The organism is Gilvimarinus algae (assembly GCF_030518215.1).
Lineage (GTDB): Bacteria > Pseudomonadota > Gammaproteobacteria > Pseudomonadales > Cellvibrionaceae > Gilvimarinus > Gilvimarinus algae.
This window is the reverse complement of sequence record NZ_JAULRT010000035.1, coordinates 246,003-260,784: the sequence shown is the minus strand read 5'-3', so window position 1 is coordinate 260,784 and position 14,782 is coordinate 246,003. Positions and strand designations below refer to the sequence as shown.

13 protein-coding genes are annotated in these 14,782 nt (G+C 57.8%); 6 read left to right on the top strand and 7 right to left on the bottom strand.

Annotated features, from left to right (window positions below):
* Nucleotides 1-4: 4 nt before the first annotated feature.
* From gspG to gspC, 5 genes are all read right to left on the bottom strand, one after another.
* Nucleotides 5-454: a type II secretion system major pseudopilin GspG gene (gspG, locus tag QWI16_RS04810; protein ID WP_302711617.1), complete on the bottom strand. Its 450-nt coding sequence runs from the start codon at nt 452-454 to the stop codon at nt 5-7.
* A gap of 129 nt (nt 455-583) precedes the next feature.
* Complete coding sequence (gene gspF / locus QWI16_RS04805; RefSeq protein ID WP_302711616.1) at nt 584-1,822, bottom strand: type II secretion system inner membrane protein GspF; 1,239 nt, start codon at nt 1,820-1,822, stop codon at nt 584-586.
* A gap of 8 nt (nt 1,823-1,830) precedes the next feature.
* A complete protein-coding gene (gene gspE / locus QWI16_RS04800) occupies nt 1,831-3,333 on the bottom strand; it encodes a type II secretion system ATPase GspE (protein WP_302711898.1) in 1,503 nt (500 codons plus the stop codon).
* Between the two features lie 57 nt (nt 3,334-3,390).
* Entirely contained in the window at nt 3,391-5,409 is a 2,019-nt protein-coding gene (gspD, locus tag QWI16_RS04795) for a type II secretion system secretin GspD (protein ID WP_302711615.1), read from the bottom strand.
* Nucleotides 5,410-5,421: 12 nt separating this feature from the next.
* Complete coding sequence (gene gspC, locus QWI16_RS04790) at nt 5,422-6,465, bottom strand: type II secretion system protein GspC (RefSeq protein WP_302711614.1); 1,044 nt, start codon at nt 6,463-6,465, stop codon at nt 5,422-5,424.
* A 342-nt stretch (nt 6,466-6,807) separates the two neighbouring features.
* Here gspC and QWI16_RS04785 point away from each other — a divergent pair, with 342 nt between their 5' ends.
* From QWI16_RS04785 to QWI16_RS04765, 5 genes are all read left to right on the top strand, one after another.
* The gene (locus QWI16_RS04785; protein WP_302711613.1) at nt 6,808-7,545 is read left to right on the top strand and encodes a polysaccharide lyase family 20 protein; all 738 of its coding nucleotides are present in this window, start codon (nt 6,808-6,810) and stop codon (nt 7,543-7,545) included.
* 67 nt (nt 7,546-7,612) lie between these two features.
* Complete coding sequence (locus tag QWI16_RS04780; protein ID WP_302711612.1) at nt 7,613-8,749, top strand: GNAT family N-acetyltransferase; 1,137 nt, start codon at nt 7,613-7,615, stop codon at nt 8,747-8,749.
* Nucleotides 8,750-8,752: 3 nt separating this feature from the next.
* Nucleotides 8,753-9,577, top strand: a complete 825-nt coding sequence (locus QWI16_RS04775; protein ID WP_302711611.1) for a CPBP family intramembrane glutamic endopeptidase — start codon at nt 8,753-8,755, stop codon at nt 9,575-9,577.
* Nucleotides 9,578-9,648: 71 nt separating this feature from the next.
* Complete coding sequence (locus tag QWI16_RS04770; RefSeq protein ID WP_302711610.1) at nt 9,649-10,368, top strand: YebC/PmpR family DNA-binding transcriptional regulator; 720 nt, start codon at nt 9,649-9,651, stop codon at nt 10,366-10,368.
* Between the two features lie 137 nt (nt 10,369-10,505).
* The gene (locus tag QWI16_RS04765; protein ID WP_302711609.1) at nt 10,506-11,588 is read left to right on the top strand and encodes an RDD family protein; all 1,083 of its coding nucleotides are present in this window, start codon (nt 10,506-10,508) and stop codon (nt 11,586-11,588) included.
* Nucleotides 11,589-11,592: 4 nt separating this feature from the next.
* On the opposite strand, the gene QWI16_RS04760 is transcribed toward QWI16_RS04765, so the two are convergent.
* Both QWI16_RS04760 and QWI16_RS04755 read right to left on the bottom strand, forming a co-directional pair.
* A complete protein-coding gene (locus tag QWI16_RS04760; RefSeq protein WP_302711608.1) occupies nt 11,593-12,036 on the bottom strand; it encodes a glutaredoxin family protein in 444 nt (147 codons plus the stop codon).
* Nucleotides 12,037-12,121: 85 nt separating this feature from the next.
* Nucleotides 12,122-13,381, bottom strand: a complete 1,260-nt coding sequence (locus QWI16_RS04755; protein WP_302711607.1) for a lytic polysaccharide monooxygenase — start codon at nt 13,379-13,381, stop codon at nt 12,122-12,124.
* Between the two features lie 323 nt (nt 13,382-13,704).
* Between QWI16_RS04755 and QWI16_RS04750 the strand changes: the two genes are divergently transcribed.
* Entirely contained in the window at nt 13,705-14,775 is a 1,071-nt protein-coding gene (locus QWI16_RS04750) for an AraC family transcriptional regulator (RefSeq protein ID WP_302711606.1), read from the top strand.
* The last annotated feature ends 7 nt before the right edge of the window (nt 14,776-14,782 follow it).

The window sequence follows — 14,782 nt, the reverse complement described above, 5'->3', positions numbered from 1 at the left end:
GGCATTACTGATTCTGAGGCAGGTCCTGGTCCCAGACGCTGATGTCCGCCGCCTGGCCTTCACCACCGGCGACACCGTCGGCACCCTGGGTGTAGATGTCGTACTCGCGGGTCTCACCGGGGCTGATGTACAGGTACGGGCTGCCCCAGGGGTCCATGGGCAGCTGATCGAGATAGCCGCTCTGGCGATAGTTGCGCGGCACCGGTGTCAGGGTCGGCTTGGTCACCAGTGCCTCCAGGCCCTGCTCACTGGTGGGGTAGACGTAGTTGTCGATGCGATACAGGTTCAGGGCCGTCTGAATGTTTTTGAAATCGGCCTGTACCTTGTTGATCCGCGCCTCGTCGGCCCGGTCCAGCACCATGGGGGCGACGATACTGGCCAGCAGGCCAATGATCACCACGACCACCATAATCTCAATCAAACTAAAGCCTGTTTGGCGATTGGTTAGTTTCATTTGCTCTACTCCGTTGTCTGTAGTGCCCAGCCTTACGCTGAACAAATAGTAATTCAAGTCTGGTACTGGGCTCTGATGCCAAAGCGTCCGGCATCGGATTAACGCGCCTAGGCGCAGACCCCGCTGGCTCTAACCGACCATCTGGTTCATTTCAAAAATCGGCTGCAGAATGGCCAGCACGATGACCAGAACGGCGCCACCCATCAACACAATGGTGGCCGGCTCCATCAAACCGAGCGAGACCGCCAGCACCATTTCCAGTTCGCGCTGCTGATCGCGCGCCGCGTGCTCGAGCTGTGCCGGCAGGGTGCCGTTGGTTTCACCACTGGCCACCATTTGCACCAGTAGCGGGGGAAAACAATCGGCTTTCTCCATGGCGCGGTTCAGGGAGGTCCCTTCGTGGACCTGGCTGGCGATGTCTTCGCAGGCCTCTTGCAATACCCGGTTGGTCATGACCTGGCCGGCTATGCGCAGGGCCTGCAGCAGGGGGACACCGCTCGACATCAACAGGCTGAGGGTAGAGGCAAAGCGCGCCGAGTTGGACTGGTTGACCACATTACCGATGATCGGCAACTTTAATTGAATCTGGTGCCAGCGCCGCTGGCGGTCGGGGTTTTTCAGCAGTTGGCGTATGCCGTAGGCTGCGGCCACTGCCGCCGCCAGTACCCAGATGCCATAGCTGACAATAAAGTCGCTGGTGCCGATCAGCCCGCGGGTGAGCAGGGGCAGTTCGCGGTTGGAGTGGGCAAAGAGCTTGACCAGATCCGGCACCACAAAGGCCATCAGGCCGACAATCACCGCCAGACTCAGCACCAGCAGTGTTGCCGGGTAGATCATGGCGGTTTTCAGGCGCGATTTGAGCTGCTGGGCATTGAGGGTGTAATCGGCCAGGCGGTCGAGCACTGGGCCCAAAAAGCCCGAGCTCTCGCCAGCGCGCACCATGGCGCGGTACATATCGTCAAAGGAGCCGGGGTGTTCACCGAGCGCCTGGGCCAGGGAAAACCCCTCCAGCACCTTGGTACGGATTTGCAGCATCACCTGTTTGACGTTGGATTTCTGCGCCTGCTTGGCGGTGGCCTGCAGGGCCTCGTCCAGCGGCAGGCCGGAGCTGATCAGCGAGGCCAGCTGACGGGTGATCAGGCTCAGGTCGCGGCTTTTAAGCTTGGGCGCGCCGCCGAGCAGTGAAGAAAAACCGCTGCGCGCATCGCTGCTGCTGCGTACCTTGGCACGTCCGGCGTCGGAGACCTCGAGAGGCTTGAGTTTCTTGGCCCGCAGCTGGCTGCGCACCTGGCGCTCGGAGTCGCCCTCGAGGATGCCCTTGACGGTTTTGCCCGACTCGTTCAGCGCGCGATAGCTATATGCACCCATACTGGCCTCTAGCTTGCGGTGGTGACCCGCAAGACTTCCTCTAGGCTGGTGACGCCATTGACCACCTGGTAGCGGCCGTCGTCACTGATGGATTCGGAGTGTTTGCGGGCCTCGGCGATCAGCTCCTGCTCGCCGGCCTCTTCGTGTATCAGGTGGCGCATGTGCTCGTTGATCTCGATCAGCTCGTAGATCCCCTTACGTCCGCGATAGCCCATTTGGTTGCACTTGTTGCAGCCGCCAGCGCGGTAAATGGTCTGGCCCTCGGGCAACTGCAGCATGTGGCGCTCGGACTCGGTCGGCTCATAGGGCACTTTGCAGGCGTTGCAGAGCTTGCGCACCAGCCGCTGGGCCATGACCACCTCGACACTGGAAGCCAACAGAAAGGGCTCAACCCCCATGTCTTTCAGGCGCATGATGGCGCCAATGGCCGTGTTGGTGTGCAGGGTGGATAATACCAGGTGACCGGTCAAACTGGCCTGAATGGCGATGTCGGCGGTTTCTGAGTCGCGGATCTCACCCACCATCACCACGTCCGGGTCCTGCCGCAAAATCGCGCGCAGCCCGCGGGCAAAGGTCATGTCCACCTTGGCATTAACCTGGGTCTGGCCGATACCGGGCAGCAGGTATTCAATCGGATCCTCAATGGTGAGGATATTGCGGCTGGGCGCATTGATGTGGCTCAGGCCGGCATAAAGGGTGGTGGTTTTACCCGAGCCGGTGGGCCCGGTAACGAGAATAATGCCGTGGGGCCGGTGCAGGGCCTTGGCAAAGCGCTCCTGCACCAGCTTGGGCATTTGCAGCTCATCCAGTTTGAGTTGGCCGGCGGCCTGATCCAGCAGACGCAATACAATGCGCTCGCCGTGAGCCGAGGGAATGGTCGAGACACGGATATCCACTGCGTGACCAGCCAGGCGCACAGTGATCCGGCCGTCCTGAGGCAGGCGCTTTTCGGCGATATCGAGGCGCGCCATGACTTTTAAGCGTGAGACCAGCACCGGGGCCAGCTCCGGCTTGGGTGAGAGCACCTCGCTCAGCACACCGTCGATGCGAAAGCGTACGGAGACGCGGTCTTCAAAGGGCTCAAGGTGAATGTCCGAGGCTTGCTCGCGCACCGCCTGGGACAGAATGGCATTGATCAGCCGGATCACCGGCGCGTCGTCGTCGCCGGCGAGCAGGTCGGTGCGATCGGCCAGATCGTCGGCCATGGACGAGAGATCGAATTCGTTGCCGAGATCTTCCGCAGCGCGCTGGGCGGCGCCGTCGCTGCTTTGATACTCACGGGTGAGCTGGCGCTGGAAAGATTCGGCGTCCAGCTCCTCAAGCTGAAGCTCGCCGTCAAAATAACGGGCCAGCTCGGTGAGCACATCGAGGCGCAGGCCGGGCTTGTGCACCACGGTGCCGGGGCGCTCCGGGTCGAGCATCACGCCGTGGGCCGAGGCGAAGCTAAACGGCAGGCGCGGGCTCTCGCCCGCACTGGCCGCCAAGTGCTCTTCTTCCTCGGTGGCGCCCAGGGTTTCGTCAAACTCCTCGGGCAGTTTGGCCGGCTCAGAGATTTCGCTGTTCACTGCTTACTCTCCGGCCTCGCTGGTATCAGTGTTCGAAGTCGGTGTGCTGTTATAGCGCTCTTGCACTTTTTTCAGCTGCGCTTCCCATTCAGGCAACATGGGGATGTCTTCTTTGCGAGTCAACAAGTTGGTGTTGTTTTGCTTGTCGAGCAGCACTTCTCTTATGTGGCGATATTTCTCGGCGGTGGCGCCCATCAGCATTTCATCGTCCGGCACGACACTGGCGCGAATAAAGACCATCAGGTTGGTTTTGGTTTTGTTGCTGCTCTGGCTTTTAAACAGGTTACCCAGAATTGGTATATCCCCAAGAACAGGGACTTTACGTTCGAAAGTTCGAACGTCGTCTTGAATAAGACCACCTAGAACGACAATCTCTCCAGAGGCTGCCATTACCTGGGTGTTGATCTTGCGCTGGTTGGTGACGAGCCCGTTGCTGGAGGCAGCGGTATCGTCGACGCTTGAAATTTCCTGAGCGATGTCCATCACCACGGAATCGCCATCGTTCACGTGGGGGGTGACTTTCAGCAAAATACCTACGTCTTTGCGCTCAACGGTATTAAAGGGGTTGGTGGGGTTACTGCTGCCGCCGCCAGTGCTGGTGTAGGAGCCGCTGACAAAAGGTACGTTTTTACCTACCGAAATTTCCGCCTCGTGGTTGTCGGTGGTTAGCAGGCTCGGTGTGGAGAGTATGTTGGTGGCTCCGTTCGCTTTGAGCAGCTTGAGTACGGCCAGCATATCGGTGCTGTTACCCAGGCGGCCAATACCGAAAACCTGCCCGGCGATACCCGAGAGGCTGCCAGCCAGCCCTACCAGGGCCTCGTCGCTATCGCCAAAGGCGCCCGACAGAACGCCACCCATGGTGCCCATATCATCGCCGTCGTTGGCTGAACTACCAAAACCGATATCGTCATCGCGATACATCCACTCAATGCCAAGTTCAGCGGCATCGGAGTCCTCTAGTTCAACAATAATCGCTTCAACCAATACCTGCGCGCGGCGAATATCCAGACTCTCCACCAATACCAACAGCGACTGCATGGTATCGCCATCGGCGGTGATGAGAATGGCGTTGGTGTCTTCATCAGCCTGGACACTGGCTTTGATCTGATTGCGCGAGGCGCCGGCGGTGTTGCCGCCTTCGGCCTGCTCCACTTTTTGCATATTCTGCATGACGCCGTTGAGCACTTCGGCGACCTGTTCGGCCTTGGCGTACTTGAGGTAGATGACCCGCACGTTGGAGTTGGTGATCTGCGGGCGGTCCAGGCGGCGGATCAGCTGCTTGATGCGCTCGCGCTGCATATCATCGCCATTGATCAGCACGCCGTTAATGCGGGTGTCGGCCACCACCGTGACCGGCGCGCTGGCGTTGCCGCGCTGGGCATCGGGCTTTTCGAGTTGCTGGATCACTTTAACGATGGCATCGGCCTGGGCGTAGCGCAGCTCCACCAGCTCGGTGCTGATCACGGCGGCCTTGTCGATCTGGCGCACCACATCCAGTAGCCGGGTGATATTGGCCCGGGTGTCGGTGACAATGATGGCGTTGCTCGGATCATAGGCGGAGATGTGGCCGTGCTGGGGCACCAAAGGGCGCAGCACGGGGAGCAGTTTGGCGGCGCTGATGTTCTCCAGCTGAATGACTTGGGTCATATAGGCATCGGAGTCGCTGCTACCTTTTTCAGCGCTGGGAATGGGCAGGGACCGGGCGTCACGGTTGGGCACGATGCGCACCACCTCGCCGTTTTCCACCGCGGTAAACCCGTGTACATCCAAAATAGAGAGGAACAGGCCGTAGAGCTCTTTGCTGTTAACGGGCTTTTCCGAGATTACTTTGACCTGGCCGCGCACCTTGGGGTCGATGACAATGGTTTTGCCCGTGGCCTCGGCGATAAATTTGATGACTTCCTGAATATCGGAGTCTTTGAAGTTAACGGTCCAGGTTTGTTCGGCACCGGTGGCCAGTACCGGCAGTGCCAGGGAGATCACCAGCAAGGTGACCTGAATTCGCTTGAAACACGCTCTCACTACTAACCTCACTTATTCCAGCTCTACGTCAATGGTCACGACTTCACCATTGCGCTCGACTTCGAGGCTGGCGGATGTGGCTTGACCTAAATTGCGATAAATTTCCATGATACGGCCCGGGTTATCCAGTGGTGTGCCGTTGACGGCCGTGACCACATCGCCCGATTGCAAACCCACGGCGTCAAACGCGGCCGGGTTGCGCCCCGGGCGAACCCGGTAGCCTTTGATTTCGCCGTTTTCCCGATGAATATTAAAGGCGACCACATCGGACAAATTTTGGCCAATCTGTTCGATGGAAGCCTCTTCCGGCGCGGCCTCTTCGGCCGGCTGGGGAGTGTCTTGTTGCAGTGGCCCATTGGCGGCATCGCTGCCTTCGTTCATGGCTTCTGGGTCGCCCTCCCAGCTGCGGCTCGGGGTATCCACCGGCGGCGGGTTGTAGCGGCGCGTCATGCGCTGGGAGTTGGGGTCGTCTTTGTAAAGCCAGAGAGATTCGTACTGGCCCTTGTTGTCGAGGATAACGCGCAGGTCCAGCACCTTGGCGACCTTCACGCCGCGCATGTTTTCAATTTCATCGCCCGGGCCGTAGATCGCCTGGGCCTTGGCGTCGGCGATAATGGCCCGTGCCGAGGCCATGTCGCTGGAGTTGATCACGCCCTGCAAAACCAGTGACAGCTTGGTGTCCACGGCCTGGTCTTCAATTTGTGGCTCCAGGGGTTGCTGCTGCTCGGTGGCAACGGCATCGGCCGGAGCGTCACTGGTGCCAAACACGGTGAGTGCGCGCAGTGCATCAATATCTGCATCGCGCCGGCTGGCGCTGTTGTCGCCCTCAGCGAGCTGGTCGGCCGAGATTTGCGCGGCGGGAATTTCGGGTTGTGGCGATACCACCCAGAACAGCTGCGCCAGGGTATGCGCCAGCCAGAGTACGATCAGCAGCATCGCCAGTTGCTGCCAGCGGCGCAGAGGGACACGCGACAACGCCTGGCTCAGGCGTCGGCCCACTGAGCTCAGGCGGTCCCCGCCCGATGTGCCGGGTTCTTGCAATGTCAGATTCTGCATAGTGTCTGTCGTCGTTGTGCCCCGGCTCGACGGGGGGCTGCCTGCGGCGCTCGGTCCTTGCGCTCTGGCACTCTTATAAAAATCATCCAGGGCCTGTTGAGGCTCGCGAGAGTGGCGGTTACCGGCGGCCCTGAGCCGACCGATTGTACTGTATCAACCTGCTAAAAGCGAAGCAGGGCATAGGGGTCGGCTAGGCTACGGCAGCATTGTGACAGTTTTTTTGCGACGGCGATCCCCTCTTTTACTTGATGAGGGTGAATGGTAACGCTGTCAATTGACTTGCTATTCCAAACTGACGCGGCAAACTAGCTTTCTCCACCATAAATAAAAGAGGAAAAAGGGATGCGAGTGATTGACCGGGTGTTGCTGGTCGCAGCGGCACTGTTTTGTCTGGAGGCCCGAGGGGAAATGCTCTGGCGCGGAGATTTTGAAACCGGGGATCTGTCCCAGTGGCATTATCTGACCAACCCTCAGGGTATCGGTGTGCAAAGCGAGTGTGTGTATGAGGGTCGGTACGCGGGAGTGATCGAGATTACCGGCGCTGACGAATTTCTCTGGCACGGTAACGCCGCGCTTAATCGCAGCGAGTTCAATGTCAAGCCCAGTGACACCAGCGAGGGGGCCGACACCTTTTTGGGGTGGAGCTTTTACCTGCCCGAGCCCTGGTCCGAGGCCAAGCACGAACTCGGCTATTGGGAGTCCAGTGATTCCTGGCAGCAGCAAATGCGGTTTAACATTCACGGTGAGGCCCTGAGTTTTCAGAGCTCCAGTGCCGGCGATTATCACTGGCAGTTGGACAAGGGCGCCAGCGCCGGTGTCTGGCACGACCTGGCCATGCAGGTGCACTGGTCCAGCGATCCGCAAAAGGGCTTTATCGAAATCTGGCACGATGGCGAGAAAGTGGCCAGAACGCGGATGCAGACGCGGGTAAACGACAAGGACGCCATGTTCACACAAATCGGTATTTTGCGGCACCAACAAGACCGCGTGGAGCGTATTTATATCGACAACGCCCGCCAGGGCGAAACCCTGCAAGAGGTGCTGGCCGGTTACTCGGGTGCTTCTCGCTGCAACCATTAATACGGCAGTTGCCATTGTCAATTTACTGCCGTTAACAGACCAAGGCTGATACGACATCGGGGAATTTATGCAGTACCAGTGTCTTTCGTCGGTGCACGATCTGGGTGCCCAACAGTGGAACCGCTTGGCCGGGAGCGACTACCCGTTTACCCGCTTTGAATGGTTTGCGGCTTTGGAAGATTCCGGCGCGACCTCCCCTGACACTGGCTGGCAGCCACACCATTTAATAGTCGCTGACGAGGGTGTGCCGGTATTGCTTGTGCCGGCCTTTATCAAACATCACTCCTATGGCGAGTATGTGTTTGACTGGGCCTGGGCCGATGCCTATCGCCAGTACGGGCAAGACTACTACCCCAAGTTGCTGAGCGCTGTGCCCTTCACCCCCTGTTATGGGCCGCGCTTTCTCGGTCGCTGGTCGGAGCGCGAACGCGATTTTCTGTTGGCGGCGGTGCAGCGCGAGTGCCTGCGATTGCAGCTGTCGGGTTGGCACTGCCTGTTTCCTACACCGGAGTGCAGCGGCGAGTTAAGCCGGGCGGGCTTGGCGCAGCGCAGCGCCTGTCAGTTTCACTGGTACAACAGGGGTTTTGACAGTTTTGCTGATTTTGTCGCGGGTTTCGCCTCGCGCAAGCGTAAAAACGTCCTGAAAGAACGGCGGCGGGTGCGTGAGCAGGGTTTTGAGTGTGTGGCTTTGTCGGGACAGGATATCCGCGCTGAACACTGGACGTTTTTTTATCAGCTGTACCGGCGCACCTACCTCAAGCGCAGCGGCCATTCCGGGTATCTGCCCGAGGCGTTTTTCAGCCACTTGGGCGCGAGCATGGCCGAGCATTGTGTACTGGTGTTGGCCGAGCGAGACGGCCAGCCTGTGGCGGGGTCACTTTTTCTGCGCGACAGTACGACTCTCTACGGCCGCTATTGGGGCTGCCTGGCCGAGTACGATTTTCTGCATTTTGAAACCTGTTATTATCAGGGCATCGATTACGCCATAGCCGAGGGCCTGTCGCGCTTTGATGGCGGTGCACAAGGAGAGCACAAGCTGGCGCGGGGTTTTGAGCCCGTCATCACTTACTCCAACCACTGGCTGGCCGATGAACGTTTTAACGCCGCTATTGATGATTTTGTGTATCAAGAGGCGGACATGGTGCAAGAGTATTATGCCGAGGCTCGAGGTCACCTGCCGTTTTCGCAGACTGATAAAGGATAACCCTTGCTCGCGACACTCAACCCCGCCAGGATTTTGCGGCTGCTCGATGATATCGACAGCGCCCCGCCGTCTTATTCCCTGAATCGCCCGCAGTCGCTGCGCCGCATCATGGTGGTCTTGGCCTGCGTCTGCGTGTGTCTGCTGCTGGTTCACTACGGCAAATACTCCCGCAATTTGGTGGAGCTGCTGCGCCTGATGGGCGGCGGCGAGGAGACTTATCTCGCCGCCTTGCAGCGCAGTGGTTTTTTTGAATTGGCCGGCTACGCCTGGTGGAGTAGCGTGCACTTGCTGGGTTATGTGGTGCTCCCCTGGCTGGCGATTCGCTATCTTCTCAAGGCGCGGATGCGCGATATGGGCTGGCGCTTTGCCGATACCGCGGCCCATTGGCGCGGTTATGTGCTGCTGGTCACGCCCATCCTCTTTTTTGTTTACCTGGTAAGTCTGGGTGAGGACTTTGTTCACCACTACCCTTTTTACGATCAGGCCTCGCGCAGCTGGCTGGATTTGCTCGCCTGGGAGCTGCTCTACATTGCCCAGTTTGTGTTCCTGGAGTTTTTCTTCCGTGGCTTTATGCTGAACGCACTGCGCCCGGCGATGGGGGCCAACGCCATTTGGGTGATGTGCGTCCCCTACCTGATGATCCACTTTCCCAAGCTCTGGCTGGAGGCCACAGGGGCCATCCTCTTTGGGTTGTTTCTGGGCATACTGGCGCTGCGCTCGCGCTCCATTTGGGGTGGGGTCGCCGTTCATGTGAGCATCGCCCTGGCCATGGATCTTGCCGCCCTGGCGCGAAAGTCCGGCCTACCTGATCAGTGGTTGCCGTTTTAAGCAGGTTTGCGTCCCGGCCCAATAGGGGTAAAATCCGGCTTTTTACCACCCACTACAGGCAAGAGACAGGCATGGGCAGAGCTTTTCAAAACCGCAAAGAATCCATGGCGAAAACCGCCGCGGCCAAAACCAAGGTCTACAGCAAGTACGGTCGGGAGATTTACGTCTGTGCTAAGCAGGGCGGTACCGACCCCAACGGTAACCTGACGCTGCGCGGGTTAATCGACCGGGCCAAAAAAGACCAGGTGCCGAGCCATGTCATTGAAAAGGCCCTCGACAAAGCCACTGGCGGCGCCGGCGAAGATTTCTCACCCGCGCGCTACGAGGGTTTCGGGCCGGGCAACGTCATGGTGATTGTCGATTGTCTGACCGACAACCCCAACCGCACCATCGGCGATGTGCGCACCTGCTTCAACAAAACCAAGAGCAAGCTCGGCACCTCGGGTACCGTGAGTCATATGTTTGACCACAGCGCGATTTTTGTTTTTGACGGCGACGATGAAGAGGCGGTTCTCGAAGCGCTGATGATGGCCGATGTGGATGTCACGGACATCGAATCCGAAGACGGCAAGATCACCGTGTTTGCGCCCAACACCGAGTACGGGAAAGCGCGTACGGCCTTGACCGACGCTTTTGAAGGCATTGATTTTGACGTGGACGAAATTCAGTTTGTGCCGCAGACCATCACCGAAATCTCCGGCGAGGATGTGGACATGTTTGAAAAACTGCTGGATATGCTCAACGACGCCGATGATGTACAGCGTGTTTATCACAACGCCGAGATCAAGTGATACAAGGCGGGCATAGCCCGCCTTTTTTGTCTCTGACCATCTGACAAACACGGATAAAAAGAGGCCAATAACTGGCCCGCGACTCAGGATTTTTGCCCGCCGATTTATTTGGCGGCAACGACGAAAAGGAAGCCCGGTTGACTAACACACAAAGCCCCGCGGTGGACGACACTCAGGAATGTATCACGCCGCACGCGCTGAACATTAATCCCGCCTTGATCGGTTTGCCTTTGGCGACACCCGTCAAGCGCCTGTGTGCCCTGTTGCTGGATGGCCTGGCGCTGTTGTTGTTGAGCTCCCTGCCGGGCGGTTTTTTCCTGATGGTGCTGGCGGTGGCGTTTTTGCGCTATGGAAAGCGCTCCGGCGCTCGCATTGCCTTTCTTCCGCCAAGCAGCAAAAAGCGTGTGCTGGCGGTGCTCAAACCGCTGTTTATTGTATCGCTCAGTCTTGTCTTGGTGCTGATATTGGCCGCCGTGTTTTTATGGGTGCAGTACGGTGAACAAATTCGCCGCGCCTCGAACTCGGTGGTTTTTCACGGCCTGGACTTAAGCGAAGAGGTGCCTTCCGGTCAGGTGCTGGGGGTGAATGCCTTTTTACTGTTTGCGGAATCCTCGCAGGGCTTTTCCGATTGTGAAGACTTGGCTTGCTGGCAGACGGAGCTGTTTTATCTGTCGGCGTCCCTGCCCGATATGGGTATCTCAAAGCCCTCGGCTGAAAAGGTTTACGAGGTGTTTGCTCGGGGCACGAAGCTTTCAGATGAACAGCGCGAGCAACTGGTTGCTTATTTGCTCGAGCACTATGGCGCGTCTATGGCCGATCACCCGGCGGGTAACACCGGGGCTATAAAGGCGGGAGATATGGCCAACTCTTATTCGCTGGTCAGTTGGCTGATGATTTTCCTGAAGGATTTGGGCCTGGGTTTCAGTTGGACGGCCTTTTACTTCACGCTGTTTACCTGTGTGGCGCTGGGGCAGACACCGGGGAAGAAAATCATGGGCGTGCGCGTGATCAAACTCGATGGAACGGCGCTCAGTTTCTGGGACAGCTTTTTCCGCTACGGCGGTTATGCCGCCGGGATCACCACTGGTCTGCTCGGTTTTTTGCAAATTTACTGGGACCCGAATCGCCAGGCGATTCAGGACAAAATTTCGTCCACGGTGGTAGTGGACTGCAAGAAACACTCTCTCGATACCAGAACGGCCGAGCGCTTGGGTCCTTAGCCGGTTATTGTCGGTATTTCTTTTCGAAGCGCGCCGGGTTCCAGCCATTCATGGTGTCATTGCCAATCAGCAAAAACGGAATGCCGGAAGCGCCGAGTTGTTCGTATTCCTGCCGGGCCCGGGTTGAGGTTTCTATGTCCCTCTCGTTGTAGGCAATCCCTTGGCTTTCAAAGTACTGGCGCGCCTTTTTGCAGTAGCCACACCAGCTGGTGGAATACATGACAACCCGCTTTGGGTAGTCTATTGGCGGGGGAGTGTAATAGTGTGAATCGGGAACCGCTTGGTGGGTGTAGGAATTGATGGGTTTATCGACCTGCTCGGTGTCGTAGTTTTCGGGTTTGACGTTGCTGTAATGGACTTTGCCGTTTTCATCGGTCCACTTATAAATGTCAGCCTGGCACCAGCAAGCGGCGCAGAACCACAGGAAAACAACAGCGGGCAGTTTCATGGCGGGTCCCTCAGCGTCAATGCCGAGGCTATTCTGCCCGAGAGGGGTAAAAATGGCTACCCGCAGAGCGGGTAGCCAGAGTGCATCAGCAGTCGCCGACTTTTTGCCAGACTTGCCACTGGCCGGCGTTATCGGCCGGGTTTTGGTTTTGAGTCCACCACTGGGCCTCGTAGAGAGCGTTGTTGAACTTGGCCTGATCTCCTGCGGTGTAGACCGCGCTGGCCGTCCACTCGGGTGTGGAGGAGCAAAGTCCGCCATCGGTGGAGCTGCTGGAGGATGAGGACGAGCTGCTCACGCTCGAGGAGCTGGACGATGAGCTCGAAGAGCTGGCCGTTTCAAGATCCATTTGATAGGTGTAGCTGTCGTTCAGCACGTAGACGCGGTTGGCGTAGAGGTCGCCGCTGTTGTAGCTCACATTGCCACCGCTGAGAACACCCACGCGCACGGCGGTTTCGGTGTTGTTGATCTCGTTGGCAAGTTCGGCGGTCCAGCTGCCGAGCGCTTCATTGGCCGCTGTGATGTCGAATTGGTTGAACACCACTTCGCTGCCGAAATTGTCAAACACGCGGAACCAGATCTGGTCGCCGGCCGATGGATTGATACCTTGCTGTACGTAGGCACCGGCGTCGTTCCAGGTAGGCGGCTCAACATCGCCGAGCACAATGTCAGAGCAATTGTAGAAGCCCTCACCGGCGACGTCTTGCCGCTGCCAGCGGGTGTAAAGAATGGCATCGCCCGAGCGGTTGGTGGGCAGGGACACATTCATTACATAGAAGCGCTTGCCGTTAATGGTTTGCAGGCTGGCGCTGGATTTTTCATCCACCAGTTCCAGATCGCCCCAGGTGAGCACATCCGTGGCCGGGTTGAAGCCGGGCTTGCTCAGGTAGAACTTCCAGAAGCTCGGGTCGTGGGGAGTGGAGGCGTAAAACAGATACTCAAACTCGCCGGCACCATTCAATGTGATTTGCTGGGCGGGCCAGTCCGGGTGCGGTATGTCGATACCGGATTTGGCGGAATCGCCAGCGGCGCAGAGGGTGCCATTAGGAACACCGGCTTCAACCGCGGCCTGGCTGTTGTAGTTGGTCACATTCTTGGAAAACTCAATGGCCTGCACGAACTGGTAGGTTCCCGCTTCCAAAAAGGCCGCGCGGCAGGCCGCGTTGGGAATACCAGAGCCATCGGCAGGCCACCAGTAACCGCCGTCTTCTTCGCAGTAGGCTTGGCGCGCTTTGGGAAATTCGGCATAGCCGTGAGCGAGCGTTTGCTGCGCTGTAGCGGCCATTAATAAACAGGAGGTAAACAGTCCGGTTTTCACGGTCTGTGTCAGGATTTTTCGGGATGTCATGGTTGCACCTTTTTATAGTGATGTGTGTAAAGCAGCAGATTGCGGGCAACCAGCTCTGCATGGCTGAGACGTGAAAAGGCTCTTTGATCGTTATTATTGGTCTACGGGGAGCAAATGTTACCTCTTTTCCTGTTTATTAATAAATATTGATAGTAAATATCATAAATGTCTGATATTTCGATTTCTTTTATCCCTTGGGTACCTTCATTCCAATTTGCAGTTTTAAGCGCCATGACTTGAGGCGTTGTGCAAAAGAGGGAAAAATAGCGCCTCTTACGAACAGGCCTGACAGGAAACTGGTTATCAACAATCCAGAAGAGTGGTTGAAGTTACTGCTGGCGGCGTCACTGGCGCTCGGCCTGTGGGTGTGTCTGACCCTATTGCTCAATCGCACCGGCAACCAGCTGGCCAATCGTCTTTTGTTGGCTCTGGTGGCGCTTATGCTGTTGCCGCCGATCAATGTCTATGTCCAGATGGCGTTTGGCACCCTTGACTGGTGCTGGGTGCTGACCACCAATCTGACCTGGCTCTACGGGCCCTTGCTGCTCGGATTCATTCAGGCGCTGCGCGGTGCCGGTCTCTCGCCACTGTGGTGGTGCCACCTCTTGCCCTTTGGCGCCACACTCGCCTGGCGCTTATCCGGCCTGCCGGTGACGGCGCACTGGATTGCCACAGCATTGATCACCCAGATGCTGGTCTATCTGGCGATCAGTCTTTTGCTGACTGTGCGTCATCGGCGAACCCTGACCGCCAGGGTCAAAACTCACCAAACCGCGTATTTCTACTGGTTGCTCTATGTGATTGCCGGGGTGGCGGGGTTGATGCTGGTGGATGTCATGCTGATCGTTCGCTACGTCTGGTTTGAGCCTATGGCGACCTGGCCCTGGCGTTACCTGGTTATGCTGACTTCCCTTTACCTGCACGGCATGGCGTTTGTGTGCGTCTACCGCCCCAAGCTGCTGTTAAACGATGTTCGCCAGAGTCTGGAGCAGGTGGTGAGCAGTGTGGCTCCGGTTAAGGAGCCGGTGTTGGCCCCCTCCACTGCTGAGCAGTTAAAGCGCGCCTTGCAGCAGCTGATGGAGACCGACAAGCCCTATTTGGATAACGATCTGTCTCTGGCCAGCCTCGCGTTGCGGCTGGGTGTGACCACCCACCAGTTGTCCAGCCTGCTCAATGACAGCTTGCAGCAGAACTTTTACGACTACATCAATCGCTACCGCCTGGATGAAGCCCTGCGACTGTTGCGGGTGGATCAAGGCAAGCCGATCGTCGAGCTGGCCTATGACGCGGGCTTTAACAACAAGAACACCTTTTACCGGTTGTTCAAAGCGCGCACAGGTTTGACCCCCACCCAGTTTCGAAAACGCCCGCTTGCGGAAAAAGCCTCTGCCTAAACGTCAT

Excerpts from the sequence above, each read along its gene's own strand:
- gspG (WP_302711617.1), bottom strand. The coding sequence starts at position 454 with ATGAAACTAACCAATCGCCAAACAGGCTTTAGTTTGATTGAGATTATG.
- QWI16_RS04755 (WP_302711607.1), bottom strand. The coding sequence starts at position 13,381 with ATGACATCCCGAAAAATCCTGACACAGACCGTGAAAACCGGACTGTTT.
- QWI16_RS04785 (WP_302711613.1), top strand. The coding sequence starts at position 6,808 with ATGCGAGTGATTGACCGGGTGTTGCTGGTCGCAGCGGCACTGTTTTGT.
- QWI16_RS04760 (WP_302711608.1), bottom strand. The coding sequence starts at position 12,036 with ATGAAACTGCCCGCTGTTGTTTTCCTGTGGTTCTGCGCCGCTTGCTGG.
- QWI16_RS04770 (WP_302711610.1), top strand. The coding sequence starts at position 9,649 with ATGGGCAGAGCTTTTCAAAACCGCAAAGAATCCATGGCGAAAACCGCC.
- gspC (WP_302711614.1), bottom strand. The coding sequence starts at position 6,465 with ATGCAGAATCTGACATTGCAAGAACCCGGCACATCGGGCGGGGACCGC.
- QWI16_RS04780 (WP_302711612.1), top strand. The coding sequence starts at position 7,613 with ATGCAGTACCAGTGTCTTTCGTCGGTGCACGATCTGGGTGCCCAACAG.
- gspF (WP_302711616.1), bottom strand. The coding sequence starts at position 1,822 with ATGGGTGCATATAGCTATCGCGCGCTGAACGAGTCGGGCAAAACCGTC.